Source organism: Vagococcus acidifermentans, from assembly GCF_003987655.1.
Taxonomy (GTDB): domain Bacteria; phylum Bacillota; class Bacilli; order Lactobacillales; family Vagococcaceae; genus Vagococcus_B; species Vagococcus_B acidifermentans.
In genome coordinates this window covers 203534-224247 of the sequence record NZ_NGKC01000002.1, presented here as the reverse complement: position 1 = coordinate 224247, position 20714 = coordinate 203534, and the positions used below count along the sequence as shown (strand labels likewise).

21 protein-coding genes are annotated in these 20714 nt (G+C 46.7%); 11 read left to right on the top strand and 10 right to left on the bottom strand.

Annotated features, from left to right (window positions below; all coding sequences use genetic code 11):
* Positions 1 to 5 precede the first annotated feature (5 nt).
* Entirely contained in the window at positions 6 to 2753 is a 2748-nt protein-coding gene (locus CBF27_RS03235; RefSeq protein ID WP_170174988.1) for a helicase C-terminal domain-containing protein, read from the bottom strand.
* A gap of 201 nt (positions 2754 to 2954) precedes the next feature.
* Between CBF27_RS03235 and CBF27_RS03230 the strand changes: the two genes are divergently transcribed.
* From CBF27_RS03230 to CBF27_RS03215, 4 genes are all read left to right on the top strand, one after another.
* Positions 2955 to 3731 carry a MurR/RpiR family transcriptional regulator gene (locus tag CBF27_RS03230; protein ID WP_126812370.1) on the top strand — a complete coding sequence of 259 codons (777 nt, stop codon included), beginning with the start codon at positions 2955 to 2957 and terminating at the stop codon, positions 3729 to 3731.
* Between the two features lie 117 nt (positions 3732 to 3848).
* Positions 3849 to 5414 carry a maltose/glucose-specific PTS transporter subunit IIBC gene (gene malX / locus CBF27_RS03225; RefSeq protein WP_126812368.1) on the top strand — a complete coding sequence of 522 codons (1566 nt, stop codon included), beginning with the start codon at positions 3849 to 3851 and terminating at the stop codon, positions 5412 to 5414.
* A 19-nt stretch (positions 5415 to 5433) separates the two neighbouring features.
* Positions 5434 to 6600, top strand: coding sequence for a MalY/PatB family protein (locus CBF27_RS03220; RefSeq protein ID WP_126812366.1), 1167 nt, complete (start codon positions 5434 to 5436; stop codon positions 6598 to 6600).
* A 163-nt stretch (positions 6601 to 6763) separates the two neighbouring features.
* Complete coding sequence (locus tag CBF27_RS03215) at positions 6764 to 7186, top strand: hypothetical protein (protein WP_126812364.1); 423 nt, start codon at positions 6764 to 6766, stop codon at positions 7184 to 7186.
* Positions 7187 to 7318: 132 nt separating this feature from the next.
* On the opposite strand, the gene CBF27_RS03210 is transcribed toward CBF27_RS03215, so the two are convergent.
* The 9 genes from CBF27_RS03210 to CBF27_RS03170 form a co-directional block, all read right to left on the bottom strand.
* Positions 7319 to 8170 (bottom strand): MetQ/NlpA family ABC transporter substrate-binding protein, encoded by an 852-nt coding sequence (locus CBF27_RS03210; protein WP_126812362.1) that lies wholly within the window; start codon positions 8168 to 8170, stop codon positions 7319 to 7321.
* A 30-nt stretch (positions 8171 to 8200) separates the two neighbouring features.
* Positions 8201 to 8887, bottom strand: a complete 687-nt coding sequence (locus CBF27_RS03205) for a methionine ABC transporter permease (RefSeq protein ID WP_126812360.1) — start codon at positions 8885 to 8887, stop codon at positions 8201 to 8203.
* A complete protein-coding gene (locus tag CBF27_RS03200) occupies positions 8880 to 9917 on the bottom strand; it encodes a methionine ABC transporter ATP-binding protein (protein ID WP_126812358.1) in 1038 nt (345 codons plus the stop codon). Before CBF27_RS03200 ends, CBF27_RS03205 begins: the two co-directional genes overlap by 8 nt.
* A 401-nt stretch (positions 9918 to 10318) precedes the next feature.
* On the bottom strand, positions 10319 to 11389 hold the full coding sequence (locus tag CBF27_RS03195; protein ID WP_126812356.1) for an NAD(P)-dependent malic enzyme: 1071 nt from the start codon (positions 11387 to 11389) through the stop codon (positions 10319 to 10321).
* A gap of 154 nt (positions 11390 to 11543) precedes the next feature.
* Positions 11544 to 11807 carry a metal-sensitive transcriptional regulator gene (locus CBF27_RS03190; RefSeq protein ID WP_126812354.1) on the bottom strand — a complete coding sequence of 88 codons (264 nt, stop codon included), beginning with the start codon at positions 11805 to 11807 and terminating at the stop codon, positions 11544 to 11546.
* Positions 11800 to 12105: a rhodanese-like domain-containing protein gene (locus tag CBF27_RS03185; RefSeq protein WP_126812352.1), complete on the bottom strand. Its 306-nt coding sequence runs from the start codon at positions 12103 to 12105 to the stop codon at positions 11800 to 11802. Before CBF27_RS03185 ends, CBF27_RS03190 begins: the two co-directional genes overlap by 8 nt.
* Positions 12105 to 13751: an FAD-dependent oxidoreductase gene (locus CBF27_RS03180; RefSeq protein ID WP_126812350.1), complete on the bottom strand. Its 1647-nt coding sequence runs from the start codon at positions 13749 to 13751 to the stop codon at positions 12105 to 12107. Before CBF27_RS03180 ends, CBF27_RS03185 begins: the two co-directional genes overlap by 1 nt.
* Entirely contained in the window at positions 13751 to 14065 is a 315-nt protein-coding gene (locus CBF27_RS03175) for a rhodanese-like domain-containing protein (RefSeq protein WP_126812348.1), read from the bottom strand. The genes CBF27_RS03180 and CBF27_RS03175 overlap by 1 nt, the downstream gene beginning before the upstream one ends.
* Before the next feature lie 139 nt (positions 14066 to 14204).
* Entirely contained in the window at positions 14205 to 14411 is a 207-nt protein-coding gene (locus CBF27_RS03170; RefSeq protein ID WP_126812346.1) for a DUF6440 family protein, read from the bottom strand.
* A gap of 178 nt (positions 14412 to 14589) precedes the next feature.
* Here CBF27_RS03170 and CBF27_RS03165 point away from each other — a divergent pair, with 178 nt between their 5' ends.
* From CBF27_RS03165 to dltD, 7 genes are all read left to right on the top strand, one after another.
* Positions 14590 to 15408 (top strand): NUDIX hydrolase, encoded by an 819-nt coding sequence (locus tag CBF27_RS03165; protein ID WP_126812344.1) that lies wholly within the window; start codon positions 14590 to 14592, stop codon positions 15406 to 15408.
* Between the two features lie 12 nt (positions 15409 to 15420).
* Entirely contained in the window at positions 15421 to 16047 is a 627-nt protein-coding gene (locus CBF27_RS03160; RefSeq protein ID WP_126812342.1) for a fumarylacetoacetate hydrolase family protein, read from the top strand.
* Between the two features lie 152 nt (positions 16048 to 16199).
* Positions 16200 to 16361 (top strand): teichoic acid D-Ala incorporation-associated protein DltX, encoded by a 162-nt coding sequence (locus CBF27_RS03155; protein ID WP_126812340.1) that lies wholly within the window; start codon positions 16200 to 16202, stop codon positions 16359 to 16361.
* Between the two features lie 11 nt (positions 16362 to 16372).
* Positions 16373 to 17872, top strand: coding sequence for a D-alanine--poly(phosphoribitol) ligase subunit DltA (dltA, locus tag CBF27_RS03150; protein ID WP_126812338.1), 1500 nt, complete (start codon positions 16373 to 16375; stop codon positions 17870 to 17872).
* Positions 17869 to 19089, top strand: coding sequence for a D-alanyl-lipoteichoic acid biosynthesis protein DltB (gene dltB, locus CBF27_RS03145; RefSeq protein WP_211334594.1), 1221 nt, complete (start codon positions 17869 to 17871; stop codon positions 19087 to 19089). Before dltA ends, dltB begins: the two co-directional genes overlap by 4 nt.
* Positions 19090 to 19115: 26 nt before the next feature.
* A complete protein-coding gene (dltC, locus tag CBF27_RS03140; protein WP_126812336.1) occupies positions 19116 to 19355 on the top strand; it encodes a D-alanine--poly(phosphoribitol) ligase subunit DltC in 240 nt (79 codons plus the stop codon).
* On the top strand, positions 19355 to 20620 hold the full coding sequence (gene dltD / locus CBF27_RS03135; protein WP_126812334.1) for a D-alanyl-lipoteichoic acid biosynthesis protein DltD: 1266 nt from the start codon (positions 19355 to 19357) through the stop codon (positions 20618 to 20620). Before dltC ends, dltD begins: the two co-directional genes overlap by 1 nt.
* Positions 20621 to 20714: the final 94 nt, after the last annotated feature.

The following is a 20714-nucleotide window of genomic DNA, read 5'->3' as shown; positions in this document are numbered from 1 at the left end:
GGTATTCATTTTCCTAAAAATTCACTTATTTGTTGGAAAAGTGCTTCTTGATTGACGGCAGCTACCGGCAGTTTGTCCGGCAAAAAAGCCAGCATCCGTTTGCTGTATCCCGCTGTCAGCAGCCGGTCATCCAGCATGACCATGACCCCTTTGTCGTCTGCTGAGCGGATCAGTCTCCCCAGCGCCTGCCGCAACCGGCTGGCAGCTTGCGGCAAGGCTTCATAATAAAACGGATTGAGACCCTGCGAAGACAAATAAGCATACTTTTCTTTTACAAATGCCCGTTTTGGCGGGTCGAACGGCAGACGGGTCATGACGATCAGCTCCAGCTGTCCGCCCGGCAAGTCAATGCCTTCCCAAAAACTTTCCGAACCCAGCAAAACGGCATTGCTGCTGCTTTGAAATCTTTTTAAAATACGTTCCTTTGAACCAGAAATACCTTGCCCGAGCACCTCCCGCCCTTTCGTCCCGTAAATCGGCGCCAAGCCCGCATAAACCCGCTTCAATAAATCATGGGAGGTAAACAAGACAAGAATCGGCCGGTCATACACATCGACTAGCTTTTTAACAACATTCGTAATGTATTTCCCAAAACTTTTCTGGTCGTTCAAATCAATGTGCCGGTCTTTCTGCAAGACGAACAGGCGCGCCACTTTTTCATAATCATACGGATCAGTGATTTTGCGTTTTTCAACAGCTTCCAAGCCGAGTTCGTGTTCAAAATAATGGGATTGTTGGTTCAGCTGCAGTGTGCCGCCGGTAAAAATAATTTTGTCATAACGATTGTACCAGTTGGTTGCCGACAGTTTTGCCTCGGGCAGACGGCTGACATAGCAGGTCAGCTGCTGTTGAAAGAGATAGGTCCATTTAATGACGCCCGGCTCCCAGTCATAAAAGAAGGTCCGGCAGGTTTCAGCCCATTCTTTAAACACAGAGGCAAGTGCAAACAAATTCAACAAGTGATTTTTTTCAGACGGCAGCCAGTCAGACAAGTGGCTGATTAAGTACTGTATCATTTTTTCAACCAGTCCGTCCGCCTCGTTTAACAGCACGCCAACATGCCGGATTAATTTTTTCTCCGAAATCGTGAAACTGTCAAACTGGTCTTTCGTAAAGACTTTTTCATCTTGACTGTTGCCGAAAAACTGCGTTAAAAACATATGCAGCTCGGTCTGCAGCAGCGACAGCTCATCCAGCACCTGATAAAACAATGCCAGAGTCTGAGACAGCGTCTGATTTTTTGCAGAAACAGCTGTGACAGAGTCTTTCAGCGTTTCTTCTGTCAGAAGTGACAACTGCCTTTCCAGTCGTGAAAAAACAAACTGTTGGGTGCTTGTTTTCTCCAATATCCGCGGCAAATGCTGCGCCTCATCAATCACCAGCACAGCGGATTTAGGTACTTTGTACTGATTGCGGCGGTTCTCTTCGCATAAATAGGCATGGTTCACAACGATAAAACTTGCCTCTGCCAGCTGCTGTTCCCGGTGAACTAGAAAATCGTCCGCATAAAAAGGCGACTGCTCGGACAACAGCACTCTGCCCTGATGGCTGACCTGCTGCCAAAATGTAAATTGCTGACGGTTGGCTTTCAGTTCATTCAAATCGCCGGTAGTTGTTTCCGTCAGCCAGACCAACGTGGCCATTTGCGACAGACCGTACTGCTTTTGCTTCACAGGATGCCGCAATGTATACGCAAATGTTTCCAAATCAAGGTAATGACTGTCGCTTTTCAGCAGTACAGCCTGATGTTCTGCGCCAACCAGACGATTCAACAGCGGCAGTTCTTTGTTTATCAGCTGGTTTTCGAGCACGATCGACAGTGTACTGATGACAATCGGCGTCTCCGGTGTAGCCTGATAACTCAGGGGCAGCAAGTAGCCCAATGTCTTGCCGATACCTGTTGCTGCTTCAATCAGCAGATTTTTAGACGAATTATCCGGCTGCAGAAACTGCTGAATCAGCTGCACCATCTCTTTTTGTGCTTGTCTCGTTGTCACTTCTTCATCCGCCAAGGCGCGCGACACGAACACTTCTTCCGGCAGTGTGTCATGCGGTGACGGTTTGAAGCGCGGTATCTCCTTTTTTCGGAGCGCAATACCGTTGATTACTTTTAAACGGCTGTCGAGCGGTTGAAGTGCCGTCCGCATATCTGCAAAAATCATCGCCAGATATGCCTGTGTATCCATTGCCAGGACATCCGCCAATGATACCAGCTGTTCCATCGTCACAAGCGGCAGCTGGCGGATGCGCTGTTCGATGGTCAAAAAAATTTCTGCCGTCACTTCTGCATCACTGTCAGCCTGATGGGGATTGTCATGAATAATATCCAGCTGCCGCGCCAAATCAGCCACACGGAAGCCTGCCGATTGCGGCAAAAAGATTTGTGCCAGCTCCACCGTGTCAATCCCTTCAACGGCTAATTCATTGACCCTGCAGCGTTTAAGCTCGCTGTTAAGAAACAGCAGGTCAAAATGAATGTTGTGAGCCACAAACACACAGCCGTCCAACAGCTGATAAATGGTATACGCAACATCTTCAAAATAAGGCGCATGGGCGACCTGCTTGTTTGAAATGCCTGTTAATTGTTCAATGTGAACAGGAATCGACTGCAGCGGGTTAATATCTGTCGCAAAGCGTGACACGATTTTGCCCTTTTCGATCAGAACACAGCCAAATTGGATAATCCGGTTCTTTTCAGGGTCAGTGCCGGTCGTTTCTATGTCAACCACCGCAAAGATATCATCCTTTTTCAAATTGAACACCTCTTTTCTAAAATGACGATCGCTTTTCATTATACAAGTATTTCGGAGATATTTCATCCATTATCAAAGCACTTTTCATTTTTCTACGGCGGATGATATAATGAACAAGTAACAGACATTTGAGCCTTCTGCCGGTTGCCTCGCTGATACCGGCAAAAAGCCGCTCACAGAAAAGGCAGACTGAAAAAAGATATGGACACACTCTTTTTAAAATTTCAAAAACGCAAACACCAATTAAGCGGTCTGGAAAACCAAGTAGCTGAATATATTATCGGCAATCCCCAGCAAGTCGCCGACATGACGATTGATGAGCTGGCAAACCGGTTGTATATTTCCACAGCAACCATTTCCAGAACAGCCAAACATCTCGGCTTCAAAGGGTTTCAGGAGCTGAAGTTTTCACTGGAACAGCACGTCGCCAAACAGCAGGCAGCGGCGGCCGTTCAAGGACATTCGACCCAAGACCTGATATGGTTTAAAGAGACGCTGCAAAAACAGCTCGACCAGACATTTGACGGGCTTGATACAAACAGGCTGGACCTTGCTGCCGCGGCAATTGCAAAAGCAGGTATGATTGAGGTATTAAGCGTCGGCGGCAGCCTGACATTAGGCATTGATGCCGCCCGGAAGCTGACGGCCCTCGGCAAATTGGCCAACGCCCGCATTGACTGGGATGAGCTGCGCTCAGTCTCCCGCGCACTGACAGCCGATGACTTGGCGATTCTTATCAGCCTGAGCGGGGAAACCATTCACATTGTGGAATATGCCACCAATCTTTCGGAGAAAAAGGTACCCATCCTCGCTGTCACCGGTTCGCCCGACAGTCCGCTTGCAAAGATGGCGACTTACCTGTTCACCGCACCTGTTTTGCCGATTTATTTTGGCGAAGCCGACTTGACGTCCCGCACCGCATTAGCAGCATTGCTGGATGTTTTACTGATTCATTACGCAGACATCTACCATCATTAAACATTAAAATGAAAGTCCGTACATTTAACTGTACGGTTTTTCTTTTGCATGAAAACGAATGCAAAAGAAAAAGCTCCCGGCTATAATAAAGGCAAATCAAAAAAAAGGAGACATATTATGAAACAAACAAAGAAAAAAACCAGTGCTTGGGAATTTTTTCAAGGATTAGGGAAAACATTTATGTTACCGGTTGCTTTATTGGCATTCATGGGTTTGCTGTTGGGAATTGGAAGTTCGTTTACTAGTCAGGCAACGATTGATATTTTGCCTGCGTTGGGCCACCCGGTCCTCCAGAACATTTTCCAATTCATGTCTACCGTCGGCGGGTTTGCATTCAGTTATCTGCCGGTGATGTTCGCCATGGCGATTCCGCTCGGTTTGGTGCGCAAAGAAAAAGGCGTAGCTGCCTTCTCAGGGTTTGTCGGCTACACTGTCATGAACTTATCCATCAACTTTTATCTGACAGCCACTGACCGTCTGGCGGATGCGGACAACTTGCGCGAATCAGGCCAAGGCATGGTGTTTGGTATTCAAACAATTGAAATGGGCGTGCTGGGCGGTATCATTGCTGGTGTCATCGTCTATCACTTGCATAAGAGATTTTATGCCACCCAACTTCCGGACAGCTTTGCATTCTTCTCCGGTGCCAGATTCGTGCCGATTATCACGTCGCTAGTACTCGCTGTTGTCGGGCTGGTTATTCCGATGATTTGGCCGATATTTGCCCTGCTGATTACCGGGATCGGCAACTTGATTCAAAAAGCCGGACCATTCGGACCATTCTTGTTCGGTTCCGGCGAACGTCTGCTGTTGCCTTTTGGCTTGCATCATATTCTTGTTTCGATGATCCGCTTTACAGAAGCCGGCGGTGCGATGCTGATTGACGGCAAGGAAGTCTTTGGCGCATTGAACATTTTCTATGCTGAACTGCAAAACGGTTTGAGCATCAGTCCATCTGCTACTGCCTTCCTGTCACAAGGAAAAATGCCGACCTTCATGTTCGGACTGCCGGCGGCCGCTCTGGCGATGTATCACACAGCGGCACCGCAAAACCGTCATAAAATCAAAGGTTTGCTGATTTCCGGCGTCGTTGCAACATTTGTCACTGGGATTACAGAGCCGATTGAATTTCTCTTCCTGTTCATCAGTCCGCTGCTCTGGGTCTTCCACGTCATTATGACTGGTCTCGGCTTTATGGTCATGAGTCTTGTCGGCGTTGTCATCGGCAATACGGACGGCGGTGTGCTTGACTTCATCATTTTCGGCGTCCTGCAGGGCAGCTATACAAAATGGTGGATGGTCCTGATTATCGGGGCATTGTGGTTTGCCATTTACTACTTTGTTTTCAAAACTGTCATCATTAAAATGGATTTGAAGACACCCGGACGTGAAGCAATCGTTGCCGACACTGAATACGGCGAAGAAGAAATCAGCTACAATAAAAAAGGCGGCTATGATGCAACCGGCATTTTGTCGGCATTAGGCGGGTCTGAAAATATCGAGTCGCTGGACAACTGTATCACCCGGTTGAGACTTGTGCTGAAAGACGGCACTGTGGTTGATGATGACAAGCTTAAAGCGTTAGGTGCCTTGGGCGTTGTCCATCTGGATGATAAAAACGTCCAAGTCATCATCGGAACAAAAGTCACAACTGTCAGAAACGCACTGGATGCTATTTTGTAAGTAATTGGAGGAAGCCCTTGTGAATTTTAATGAAACACTGGACCGGCGCGGTACCTACTGCACACAGTGGGACTTTGTAAAAGACCGGTTCGGTACAGACAATCTCTTGCCCTTTACCATTTCCGATACAGATTTTGCCTTGCCGGACGAAGTGACGCACGCTCTGAACAAGCGTCTGTCACACCCGGTCTTTGGTTACACACGCTGGAATCACACCGCATTCAAAGAGGCGGTCGTCGGCTGGTACCGCGAGCGGATGCAAACGGATATCCAGCCGGATTGGCTGATGTACAGCCCCTCTGTCATCTACAGCGTGTCCAAACTGATAGAGCTTCACTCAGACGAAGGGCAAGGCGTCGTGATGCAAACACCTGCCTATGATGCCTTCTTTAAAACTGTCATCGGTCAAAACCGGCGGGTCGTGGACAATCCGCTGATTTATCACAATCAGACCTATACCATCGACTTTGCTGATTTGGAAGAAAAACTGTCCCAGCCGGAAAACCGCATCCTGCTGCTTTGTTCGCCGCACAACCCGACTGGACGCGTCTGGCGGGAGGATGAGCTGCAGCGGATTGTCGAACTTTGTCTGACATATCACGTTTTTCTGATAGCTGACGAAATTCACATGGATGTACTAAGAAAAGGACAGACACATCTTCCTATTTTAAAGATGATGACCGAGCATGTGGCACTTGTCTCTTCTGGGTCGAAAACATTTAATTTTCCCGGACTGATTTTCTCTTACGTGATTTGCCCGGATGAACACGTGCGGGATAAATTTTCCCTTATTTTAAAGAATCGTGATGGCCTGTCTTCAACAAGTACGCTGGGCATGATTGCAACCATGACTGCCTATAACGAATGCGGATACTGGGTCGATGAGTTGAACAGCTATATTGACGGCAACATTGCATTTGCCGCGGATTATTTAAAACAGTACTTGCCGGACATCCGACCAGTGCACTCGGAAGCAACCTATTTGATGTGGCTGGACACTGCCGGCTGTGCCGTACCGATGGCTGATATTCAGGAAAAACTCATCAACAAAGGCGGCGTCGCTATCATGGACGGCAGTATCTACGGCGGCAACGGCAGCCAGTTTCTGCGTCTGAATGTCGGTTGTCCGCAGTCCAAACTCCAAGACGGACTGGAGCGCATGAAACAAAGCTTAACGGCTAAATAAATCATACTTTCTAACATCAATAAACATCGGAGAAAGAGAGAACTCTTTTTCCGATGTTTTTAAGAAAGATGATTTCACTTTTATTTTAAACTTTGTCATAAACTTAACATCAATCAGTTGATTCAAATTGATATGTTATAATATGCAAAAAGGAGGCAGTAACATGGGAACAAAACACAACTTTCATAAAGATAGAAGAATAATTGTAACCGATTTACTTTTGTCTGTCGTGCTGCTCTATTTTGGGTATAAGTTTGTGGCATTAACTGCTGTTGTCAACAACCAACAAGCAAACATCGCAACTTTAGAATCCGAGAAAAATCAAAAACATGAAAACCTTTACAAAATTCTTATAATAATTGACCCTAAAACCGATGAAGATGCCATCTTAGGATTTGAAAACTCAGTAAAAAGAGATTATGATATTCAAACGCTTGAAAGGTCCCAAACGGAAGAATCAGGCGAATCGTATATAATCATAAATGTCTCACTCAAGTCTAAAAATAACGAAGAAATGAAGCAGATTTATTATGAGATCAAAAGCAGGGTACCTAACTTGCTCAACATAGATTCTACATACCTTTAAGTCTGATTGTACCAAGAAACCTTAATCGTCAACAATATTGTCTGGTTGAGTAATATTTTTGTTTTTAGTATTCAGACAAGACTGAAAAACACAGCCTCGGCAAAAATCATTTGCCGAAGCTGTGTTTCTTACTTATTGAATCGGAGTGATTGTACCGCTCCATTTTTCTTCGATGAATGACGTGATTTCCTCAGAATGCAGGACATCCATCAATGCTTTGATTTTCTCTGTTTTTTCATCGCCTGTACGGACTGCGACGATATTAGCGTACGGAGAGTTGTCTTTTTCTACAAGGACGCCATCCTCTTTAGGACTCAAACCGATGCCGTTTGCAAAGTTGGCATTGATGGCAATCAGAGCTGCTTCATCGTTCTGGTAAGCACTAGTCATCATGCCCGGGTCCAAGTCATATTTAAACTTCAAGTTCTTTGGATTTTCAGCAATATCATCAAAAGTTGCTGTCAGCAGGTCGACACCGTCTTTCACCTTCACCAGTCCGGCATCTTGCAGAATAGTGATGATTCTGCCCCAGTCCGTTTCGGAATTACTTGTCAGGACGGTCGCTCCTTCTTCCAAATCCTTGATGTCTTTCAACTGCTGTGAATACAATGCCATCAGCTCGATATGCACTTTGCCGGCATTCACAAAATCAAAGTTGTTCTCTTCAACGGCATTTTCAAAATACGGGATGTGCTGGAAGTAGTTGGCATCCAGTTCTTTGCTTTCAAGTGCAGTGTTCGGCAAAATGTAATCGTCAAACACTTTGATTTCCAGGTCAAACCCTTTTTCTTTCAACAATGGTTTTGCTTCTTCAAGAATTTCGGCATGCGGTGTTGGTGAGGCCCCCACAATGATTGTGGTGTCTTCACCGCTTTTTCCGCCGGCCGACTCCTTCGTTGCCTTTTCATCAGAGCCGCCGCCGCAAGCTGCCAATCCTAAAACCAGTGCTGATAATAACCCAAATGCTGCGAATTTCTTTTTCATGATAAGTCCCCCTTTAATATTGTCAAAAATTTATCGTTTATCTGTGAGACGGACCAGTAAATCACCGAGCCACTGTATCACAAAAACAATCAAAAGAATGAGTAGTGTTGCAAATAAGATAACCGTATAACGCTGGCGCAGAAAGCCTGCCTGATAAGCCAGTGCCCCCAGACCGCCGGCGCCGATAACACCTGCCATTGCAGTGAACCCGATCATCGTAATCGTCGTGACTGTGATGCCGGATATCAAAGCTGGCAGACTTTCAGGAATCAGTACTTTCGTGATGATTTGAAATCTGGACGCGCCCATCGCCTCGCTTGCTTCGATGACACCCGAGTCGACTTCACGGAAAGCAATTTCGACCAGCCGTGCAAAAAACGGGGCGGCTGAAATAATCAGTGCCGGCAAAGCGGCGGTGGAGCCGAGTGTCGTGCCGATCAACGCTTTAGTCATCGGAAAAAGTAAAATAATGAGAATAATAAACGGTATCGAACGGAACGCGTTGCTGATAATCGAAACGACACTGTACAAGACTTTGTAAACCGTCAGGTGGCTTTTGCTGAAATAATAGAGCATCAACCCAATCAGGAGTCCCAAGACGCCGACAAATAAAATAGAAATACCTGTCATATACAACGTTTCGACAATTGCCTGCTTGAATGCCGCAGTGTCGATTTGGCTAAAATCAAAATACGTCTCAACAAAACTTTTATCCACGTTGAATCACCTCAGTTCCCACTTCATGTTCTTTGAAAAACGCCAGACTTTTTGCCAGCGCATCCTGTTCGCCTGTGATTTGGACGAGCATCGTGCCGAATGACGTATGCTGTGTCTGGCGGATAGTCGCCTGCAGCACGTTGATATCGATTGGCAGTGAATGTATCGCTTTGGATATCGTGGCCTCTTTCGACTTTTCGCCTTCAAAAATCAGCCGGACGATGATTCCGTCAGGGTACGCGTTCACCAGATAATCCAGCGCACTTTCGCTTTCATCCGCGTCGGCAAAATTATCCTGCTGGACAAATTTTTTGGTGACCTCGTGCTGCGGATTTTTAAACACAGACAGGACTTCGCCCACTTCAATCACTTTACCGTCTTCCATGACGGCTACACGGTCGCAAATTTTGCGGATGACGTTCATCTCGTGTGTAATCAGCACGATGGTCAGATTGAGTTTCTGGTTGATTGCCAGCAAAAGGTCGAGCACTTCATCTGTCGTCTGCGGGTCAAGGGCACTTGTTGCTTCATCGCACAACAGAATCTCCGGTTCATTGGCAAGCGCCCGGGCAATGCCGACACGCTGTTTTTGACCGCCGGAGAGCTGGCTCGGGTATGCGTCTTCCCGACCTTCTAAACCGACCAGTTTAATCAGCTCCTGTGCCCGCTTGCGTCGTGCCGGCTTGGAAACACCCGTCAGCTCCAGCGGCAACATAATATTTTCTATCACTGTGCGCGACCACAGCAAGTTGAAATGTTGAAAAATCATGCCGATTTTTTTCCGGTAGCCGCGCAGTTCAGCTCCTTTTAAATCATTGACTGTTTGACCATTAATAATTATTTTCCCGTCAGTCGGTTTTTCCAGCTGATTCAAAAGCCGTATCAGCGTGCTTTTGCCAGCACCTGAATAACCGATCACACCGAATATTTCACCTGCTTCAATCGCCAAGTCCACTTGGTCGACGGCTGTCAGCTTTCCCTGTTTACCGTTAAACTGTTTCGTCACCTGAATGAGCTTAATCAAACTCATACAAAACGCCTCCTCCGACTTAATTAAAAAAGCTTTCGTCCTTGCTGTATCCCAACAAAGGACGAAAGCTGAGCTTCCGTGTTACCACCTTAATTCGCCCCTGATTCGCACCAGCGGCCTTTCCCAGTACAAAAGTCACGCTTTTTTACAAGACTTTGATACTGTCGTGCTGTAACGGGCATCCCCGAAACGGACTCACACAGTGTGTGCTCATCCATCTATGCTCAAAGACCATCTTCCATTCCCATCCAGCTCCTCTTTTTCACCTGACAGAGGTCTCTGTTAAACCTTGCTGAAATGTACTCTTCTTTTCAAAGCAGTTCATATAATTGATTATTGGCATATTATCAAAATAAAACAATTCTGTCAACTGTTTCCGTCATTTTTATCCGGCCGGGTCCTCAGCGCACGCGTTTTGCCACCGCATCAGCAACAACCGCCGCGACTTTTTCGTTGAAAGCCGACGGGATAACATAATCAAACGCCAGTTCCTCGTCAGAAACGATGGAAGCAATTCCCTCAGCGGCGGCCAGCTTCATCTCGTCGGTAATTTTTTTGGCACGGGCACTCAATGCGCCTTTGAAAATGCCCGGAAAAGCCAGAACATTATTGATTTGATTCGGAAAATCTGAACGTCCCGTACCGACTACAGCTGCACCGGCTTCCAACGCCTCATGGTAGCCGATTTCCGGCTCCGGATTTGCCATGGCAAAGATAATCGGCAGGTCATTCATCGAGCGGACCATCTCCTGCGTCACCAATCCGCCCAACGATACACCGATAAAAACATCGGCCCCGACCATAGCACCTGCCATATCCGTATCCAGATTGTCAGGATTGGAAAGGGCTGCGATTTCCTTTTGAAGAAAATTGTAACCGGCACTTTTCGCTTGCGACAAGATGCCTCTGCTGTTGAACACATAAATCCGGGTCACGCCAAAATCCCTCAACAGCTTCACAATCGAACTCCCGGCTGCACCGGCACCGGAAACCACTACTTTGATGTCTTCTTTTTTCTTGCCGGTCAGTTTCAGTGCATTGATGAGCGCCGCGACTGTCACAATCGCCGTGCCGTGCTGGTCGTCATGAAAAACCGGGATATCCAGCGCTTCAATCAGCCTACGTTCAATTTCAACACAGCGCGGTGCGGAAATATCTTCCAAATTAATGCCGCCGAACTGATTGAACAGCACAGCTTTCCCTTCCATCACAGGCAGCGCCGCTTCCGGTCCGATATTACCCAAACCAAGAACAGCTGAACCATCAGTCACCACTGCCACCGAGTTGCCTTTCCATGTGTAATCGTACATTTTCTCTTTGTCTTTTTGAATTTCCCGGCACGGTTCAGCCACACCGGGACTGTATGCTAACGACAGTTCTTCTTTGTTCGACACAGGTGCCTTAGCTGTCACAGACAACTTACCTTGCCACCGCTTGTGAGCTTCCAGTGCTTCCTGATAGATATTACTCATGCTATCCCCTCTTTTTATGTGATTTCGGCAATGCATACCATCAAACTTATCATAACACGAGCAAGGAGCAGAAAGAAAGCAGGAGTAACAGACACTGTCATAATTTAAAAAAACTCCCGGCACAGCCGTGAAAACCGCCTGTACCGGGAGACTGCTATTTTGATTTTACAATTAACGACACGGCGTCTTGGATTTTCTGGTCTTTTTCTACCTCGGACAGCGCGTCGTCACTCAAGCAGCTCACCAGATTTTCAGCCACAATGATGCCGATGGCCCTGTCGATACTTGACCGGACTGCCGAAAGCTGAGTGACGACATCGCGGCATTCCGCCCCGTCGCTGATCATCTTTTGAATCCCCCGCAGCTGTCCTTCCGAACGCTTCAAGCGATTTAAGATTTTTTTCGTTTCATCAGCCAACTTCTATTTCACCTCTCCATGAGAACATACCGCCCATGACATTAGTTACTTGATACCCTTCATTTCCCAAAAATGCGGCGGCCTGTGCAGACCGCGAACCAGATAAGCAAATGAGGTAATACGGCAGCTCTTTATCCAGTGTGTCGGAATAGCGTGCCACAAGCTCCGACAGCGGCAGCGACTGAGCTTGTGGGATGTGACCGGCTGCAAATTCATCTGCTTCACGCACATCAATGATGTGAATGTCGTTTCTTTTCTCAATTTGTTCAAATTCATCCGGTGAAATACTTTGATACATTATTTTTCCCCCTGGTTGTGCATCATCGCATAAACTGCGTATGCACCGTCCAAATTTTTGACATTGTAACCAGACTGCTTCAAGATACGTTCAGCTAAGTAACTTCGCTGACCGCTGGCACAGCTGACGATGACTTCTTTATCTTTAGGCACCTCATGCAGGCGGCAACGCAGATTGTCCAGCGGAATATTCACGAAATCTGCCAATGGCGCATTGTCGAATTCATTCTCATTTCTGACATCCAGCAAGTAGGCGCCTGCTTCACGTGCCGCATCCAGTTCATACCACTGGATAGTGTCAGACAAACCTTCAATAATATTCAGTGCCGCATAACCTGCCATGTTGACCGGGTCTTTGGCAGAACCGAACGGCGGCGCATAAGTAAATTCCAGTTCCGGCAAATCAGCGACTGTCAAACCGGCTTTAATCGCCGTGGCAATGATATCGATACGCTTGTCAACACCGTCTTCGCCGACTGCTTGCGCTCCGTATATTTCCCCGGTCTTTGGATGGAACAACAGTTTCAGAGTCAAATCAGAAGCTCCCGGATAATAACCGGCGTGGCTCTTGCCTTGGACATGGACCACTTGATAATCACGTCCGGCCAACTTCAGCTGCCGTTCATTCATGCCGGTGGAAGCTATCGCTTTATCGAAGACACGTACGATAGCGGTCCCCAGACTGCCCCGGTTTTTACGGGCTAAACCTGAGATGATGTCTGCTACCTGACGTCCCTGACGGTTTGCCGGAGAAGCCAGCGCAATCATGGTATCTTCAGCTGTTACCGTATGTTTCACGATGATGGCATCACCGACTGCGTAAATATCTTTGACTGATGTTTCGTAATTGTCATCGACTAAGATGCCCCCGCGCATGCCTGTTTCAATGCCCGCATCCACAGCAAGTTTGTTTTCCGGCTGGACGCCGACGGAGAGCAGAATCATGTCTGTTTCCACAATCGACCCGTCATCCAGAATGATTTTACGGCCATTTTCCTGAAATTCCGTTGCGCCGACTGTTACCATCACGTTGACTTGATGAGCTTGTAATTCGTTGGTCACATGGGCCGCAATTTCTTCATCTACAGGCGGCAGCACATGAGGCGCTTTTTCGATAATCGTGACATCCAAGCCTTTCTCTGCCAAGTTCTCCGCCATTTCCAGTCCGATAAAGCCGGCGCCGATAACGGCGGCTTTTTTAGGCTGCTTTTCGGCTATAAAAGACATGATGGCGTCCACATCGGGAACATTCCGCAATGTGAAGACATTATCAGCATCAGCAAAGCCGGCAATCGGCGGGACAAACGGCTTGGCCCCCGGCGACAGAATCAATTTATCATAAGACAGCTGGTACTCGCCATTTTTGCTGGCAACTGTCACTTCTTTTTTATCCGGGGAAATACTGGTGACTTCGCTTTCTGGACGGACATCCAGCTGGAATCGCTCACGCAGTTTTTCCGGTGTCTGAACAAGCAAATCATCACGTTCTGAAATTTGCCCTGATACGTAGTAAGGCAGCCCGCAGTTTGCAAATGATACGTACGGCCCCTTTTCAATAATGATGATCTCCGCATCCTCGTTCAATCTTCTCAATCTCGTAGCCGCCGACATCCCGCCAGCCACACCGCCGATAATCACAATTTTCATTACAGTTTTCCTCCCCTTGTTTTGCCTCGCCAACCCATCATGCCGCCCTTAACATTGACTGCATCCACACCATTTTGCTTCAGCTCCTTGACAGCTCGCCGACTTCTGGCGCCGGATTGACAAATCACATAAACTTTCTTATTTGATTGGTATTTTTTTATCTTTCGTAATGGCACATTCTTTGCTCCGGGAATATGTCCGCCGGCAAATTCATTCGTTTCTCTCACATCAATGATTTCCAGTGGTTCTCTTTGACTTATTTTATGTTCAAGTTCTCTGGAAGTGATGCTTGGCAGCCTCTTGAATAAAAACATATATGCCTCCTCTAAATCGTTTATACCCCCACGGGTAATTATGATTATACCCCTTGCGGTATATTTTAGAAAGCAAAATGCTCATAAAAAAACTGATTAATGCTTCGCCCCCGAAAACCGAAGTTTCAGGGGCACATCATTAATCAGCCAGCTCTTTTTCATTTAAACGTGCTGCATATTCCTGATTGACTTTGATGGCACCTTCCTGAGTATACAGCGGTGTGACCGCAACACCCGAACCGTTGTCGAATACCAGATATTCCACACCCGTTTCACGGTCGACATACACGTCGCCCATGCCGGAAAATAAACTGCCGGGTAATTTTTCAATGCGATTTTTTGCCATACAGAAAACCTCCTTCATTCTTAAACCTATTGTATCAAAATTAACGACTAAAAGCGCCGGTTTGACGGTAAATAATACAGTACTGTTCAACTATTTTTTTGTGGTACTTCACAAACTCAGGATTTTTGTTACAATATTAGTAGTTAGTACTTAAAATGATTAGAAAGGACACACTCCCATGGATGCCAATAACTCCTATCAAGCGGAAAAAAAATACTACGAAACACAGGCGAGCGAAGAAGCCTTTTTGGAATGGTATAAGAAACAATCCCGTCCAACTTACGACACACCGTCGGTCACTGTCGATATGGTGCTCTTTTGTTACAATCGGGAACAAGATGAACTGAAAATTTTACTCATCAAACGAAACAGCCATCCCTTCAAAGATTCATGGGCGCTGCCCGGCGGCTTTGTGCGGCGGGACGAAGCTACTGCCGACAGCTGTATCCGCGAAACATTTGAAGAAACCAATGTGCGCATCACCCATCAAAATATTGAACAGCTCCACACTTTCAGCAGACCTGACCGCGACCCGCGAGGTTGGGTAATCACCGTCAGCTATCTGGCATTTATCGGCGAAGAGCCGGTCAAAGCCGGAGATGATGCCAAAGACGCTTTATGGTTTTCTTTGAACCGTTCCGGCGACACACTTGTTTTATCCGATAATGCACAGAAAGACATCATGATCGATTTGCCAAGTGGTAAAAACTTGGGAACTGAGAAGCTGGCATTTGACCATGCTGAAATCATCGTCAAAGCGTTCAACCGGATTGCCAACAAAATGTATCATGAACCGCAAGTGCTGCGTGTCTTAGGGGAAGAATTTACGATTACCGAGGCACGAAAAGTTTATGCCAAGTTTTTAGGCATCGACTACCGTGAAATCGACCATTCCAACTTTAAAAAAGCACTGCTCGACTACTTTGTTGAAGTCAGCGAACGCGCCACCGGTGTCGGCCGGCCGTCAAAAATATATCGGCTGAAAAATGAAGATTAGGGAGGCAGTTAAATGGAACCTGTAACAAATATTTATTGTGTTGGAAAAAATTACGCCGAGCATGCCAAAGAACTTAACACGGAAGTACCTGAGGAACCGCTCTTTTTCATGAAACCGACCCATGCCCTGTTTTTGATTGACGAGGCATCAACGGCCGCTTTCCCGGACAGTTTGGGAGAAGTTCATTATGAAATAGAACTGGTCGTCCAACTGAAAAACGACTATGACCCGCATGCGCCGCTGGAAGCCAGCATCGGCACGACGCATCTCGGCATCGACTTTACGCTGAGGCAGCTGCAAAATGAGCTGAGGCAGAAAGGATTGCCATGGTTTGCTTCAAAGGGATTCAAACAGTCTGCCGCTCTCTCAAAAGCCGTTCCGTTCGTTTCCGAAACAGCGTTCAACCAGCACCAATTCGCACTGGCTATCAATGGTAAAACGGTTCAGAAAGCTTCGCCGTCACTCATGGTCTATCCGTTAAGGGAACTGTGCGATTATTGCCACACGCATTTCGGATTGAAAAAAGGCGATATTCTGTACACCGGCACACCGGCTGGTGTCGGCCGTGTTCACAAACAAGACGTATTGTCCTTGACGCTTGACAATGAAACAATCGGAAACATAACCATTTTGTCATAAATAAAACACATATCATAACTTTTATTTTAAAAAAATACGGCATAAGTCGTATTTTTTTTTCGTTCATTTGATTGATTACATCTGATTTTTAACGCAGTAAAATCGTTACATCAATTAAATTATCCTTGCGTTTACCAGGGGAGGAAAATCAGATGAAGCAACTGTTCAAAAAATATCAATTAAACAATCGTATCGCATACTCGCTCACGTTTGTGGCAAAAACTCTTTTTTATCTGATGATTATGCTGGCTCTGCTCTATATGTATCACTTCAGCCACGTCGGCGGCGATACATTCATTTACAATCAATTTTAAGGAGTTGCACCATGACTAATTTTATTATCGCAAAAATTGCTGAACTGGCAACACAGTCGCCTAACCGCCTGTGTTTTGATTCTGAAGAAAAGACAATGACCTACAAAGAATTGAACGACCGCTCAAATGCGCTGGCGAACTACTTCAGTACCCATTTACCTAAAAAGCAGCCCGTCGCTTTATACGGCGGTCTGGACATAGAAATGATTGTCGGGTTTATTGCCTGCATGAAATCAGGGCGGCCGTACATTCCGATTGATAAGCATACCCCGGCCAACCGGCTAAAAATGATTAGTGCTGAAGCCGGTGAGGCAGCTGTTTTGGCACTGGCAGAATGGCCGCTGGCTGAGGATGAACGGGTGATTACCAGGGAAGAGTATTCGCATATTCTCCTTAATACTGCCGTACCGAACGATACTTGCTGCGTATCCGGTGATGATATTGTCTATATCATTTTTACTTCCGGGACGACCGGCAAGCCAAAAGGTGTCCAAATTTCTTACACAAATCTGATGAGTTACTTGACGTGGATGCTGACAGATTTTCACCTTGAAGATGGTCAGCGCTTCCTGACCCAGGCACCTTATTCCTTTGACTTGTCAGTCATGGCCGTCTACCCTGCTTTAACCACTGGCGGTTGTCTGGTACCTTTGGAAAAAGAAGTGGTCGATGATTTTCAAAAATTATTTCACGTTTTGCCGCATTTAAACATACATGTCTGGGTATCGACACCATCCTTGATGGAGATTTGTCTGCTCAGTCCTGAGTTCCGAGATGAACATCATCCTGAGCTCAGCCACTTCCTGTTTTGCGGCGAGGAGCTGCCGCACACTGTGGCTGAAACATTGAAAAATCATTTCCCGCAAGCCCGGGTGTTCAATACGTACGGACCGACAGAAGCAACCGTCGCAGTGACAAGCGTGGAAATAGATGGGAATGTCCTCGCTTCGCATCAGCGGTTACCGCTTGGTGTCCCGAAACCGGACACTGAGGTGCTCATCATGGATGACTGCAATCAGCCGCAAGTTGAAGGCGAGGTTGGCGAAATCGTGATTGTCGGTCCAAGTGTGTCCAAAGGGTACATCAACAACGCGGCAAAAACCGACGAGGCCTTTTTCACGTATCAAGGAAAGCAGGCTTACCGGACCGGTGATGCGGGTTATATAAAACACGGACTGCTCTTTTACAGCGGACGGACAGACTTTCAAATCAAATGGCATGGCTACCGGATGGAGCTGGGCGATATTGACTGTCACTTGGCAAATCTGGCGTATATCAGACAAGCATGCGTTGTCCCCCGATACCGGCAGCACAAAGTCCAGCAGCTCGTAGCTTATGTTGTGAAACAAGAGACGGCAGACCCCTCGCCCAAGCGCATCAAAGATGACCTGGGCAAAACGCTGATGGATTACATGATCCCGCAGCAGTTCAAGTTTGTTGACTCGCTGCCTTTGACAAGCAACGGCAAGATCGACCGCAAATATCTGATCAATGAGGTGAACAGCGGATGAGTCAACTGCTGGCGGCACTGCCGTTTTTAACACCTTATGAAAAACCTTTTTACTTTGTGCTGATAGCTGTCACTTTCATTCCGTCAATCATCGCCTCCTTGCGCGGCAAACGCCTGCTCTGGTATCAGAACTTGCTGACAGTTTTATTTTTATGGATGGGCTTTGCCGGGCCGAACATCAGCCAAGGCATCGCTTTGGTTGCCTATCTCGTCTGGCAGACGGTTGTGGCGCAATGCTATTTTCGTTACCGGCAGACAGGCAACCGCGCCGGCTGGTTTTATCTCTCGGTCGTACTGAGCCTCTTGCCAATGATTCTGATTAAACTGCTGCCGTTTGTTAAAGAGGGACAACCGTTCCTGTACTTTTTGGGATATTCTTATTTGACATTCAAATCAGTCCAAGTCGTCATGGAAATCCGGGATAATCTGATCAAAGACTTTCGCTGGCAGCATTACTTGCAGTTTTTGATTTTTTTCCCGACGATTTCCTCCGGTCCAATCGACCGCTACCGCAGGTTTGTTGATGAACTCAAAAAACCGCCAAGTAAAGAAGACTACGTTATCCTCTTGAACAAAGGCGTCCACGCTATTTTCATGGGGCTGCTTTACAAGTTTATTATCGGCTATATTCTAGGCAAACAACTGCTGCCGATCGCGCAGGATTATGCGCTGCACCATGATATGCTGCTGGAAGGCAGTATCGCCTATATGTATATTTACAGCTTGTATTTATTTTTTGATTTTGCCGGCTACAGTTTTTTTGCTGTCGGAACAAGCTACCTGCTCGGCTACCGGACACCGATGAACTTTAACAAACCGTTCATCAGCCACAACATCAAAGAGTTTTGGAACAGATGGCACATGTCGCTCTCCTTCTGGTTTCGCGACTATGTTTATATGCGCTTGATGTTCACACTGCTCAAGAAAAAAGTATTCAAAAGCCGGATTGTGGCATCCAATGTCGGATACTTTGCCTTGTTTCTGATAATGGGCATCTGGCACGGGCTGACATGGTATTATGTCGTTTACGGCCTGTACCACGCAACATTAATTTGTTTGACCGATGCATGGCTGAGATTCAAGAAAAAGCATCAGGAGAAGTTGCCGAGCAACCGCCTGACCCATGCACTAGCTGTCGTTTTGACATTTCACGCAGTCTGTTTCAGTCTGCTGATTTTCTCCGGGTATGTCGATGTCCTTTTTAAACAACTATTCTAACTAATTCAATCATAGGAGTGACTAACATGAATACAAAAGAAACTATTTTAAATATTTTAACTGACGTGACAGGTAATGACGAAGTGAAAACAAACCTCGACCTCAATCTCTATGACGAAGGTCTGCTTGATTCCATGGCAACAGTGCAACTATTGGTCGAAATCGACAGCCAGTGCGGCATCACTGTGCCTGTGTCTGAATTTGACCGTGATGATTGGGGAACGCCGCGGCAAATCATTGACCATGTCCTTGCGTTAGGTGCCTGATGAACGGCAAAAAAATCATTGCGGCGCTCGGTCCGCTGCTGGCTGCATGCGCTCTATTGGGAGCACTGCTGTTTTCCCCGATCAAACAGTCTGACAAGCCGTCTGATAAGGTACTGTCCAAATCGGCAGCGTCGATGTCCGTCAATGTTATCAGAGGGAACATGCTGAAAAACACAGCCATGGCAACTGGCCGGTTTATCCCGTTCTTTGGTTCTTCGGAATACAGCCGGATTGATGCGTTTCACCCGACCGTACTGGCAAGAAAATACCAGCGCCCTTATGAGCCTTTTCTATTAGGTGCCGCAGGAACACAGTCCTTGACTCATTTTTTCATGCTGCAGTCCATGAGCAAAGAACTGCAAAATAAACAAGCTGTTTTCATTATTTCCCCGCAATGGTTTGTCAAAGACGGGATATCCGACGGGATGTTTTCACTTTACTACTCCCCGCTCCAAGTCAACGGCTGGTTGTTGTCACTGGAACATATCGGTCCAGATGAAATGTATGCAGCTGACAGACTGCTGTCGTTTTCCAGCATTCAGTCTGATACGACGATGAAGACATATCTGAAAAAAATCGCCGGCGGCTCCCCTCTTTCCGACAGCGAGAAAGCGGCCTGCCGCCGGACCTATCGTTTATTAAGCCGTGAAGATGCGCTGTTCAGCCGAATCAACTTGAAAAACAAAGAAGAAAAAATTGCCAAAGCAGTCAGCAAACTGCCCGATGATTACAATCAATCCAGCCTGGACAAGCTGGCTGTTGCAGAAGGCAAACGTGCTATCGGCGATAATCAGTTCGGCATATCAACACATTTCTATCAGCAGCGCATTGCGCCTATGAAAAAGAAACTAAAAGGGGCGCAACAAAAATATAACTATCTCCAATCGCCGGAATATGCCGATTTCCAGCTGGTACTCGATGAACTGGCTAAAAACAATGTCAACGTGCTGTTTGTCATCCCGCCGGTAAACGGCAAGTGGTCTGATTACACCGGTCTATCAACTGAGATGCTGGATACTTTCAGCAAAAAAATCAAAAAACAGCTGACTTCTCAAGGCTTTACCAACATTGCAGATTTTACACAACAGCGGTATATGCCCTATTTCATGGAAGACACTATCCACCTCGGCTGGCGCGGCTGGCTGGCGACTGACCATGCATTGCAAGAGTTCTTGAACAAGCCGTCCGACAGACAGCTCCAGTATCATACGGCACCGGCATACTATCTCTCCAAAGACTGGTGCAACGACCAAGCTATACATTAACTGAATGAGAACGCAGCAGCGTCACTCATTTTACCAACTGCCCTTCGAAATTCGAAGGGCAGTTTTTTGTGTCAGAATTTTTTTGGACTGAAGT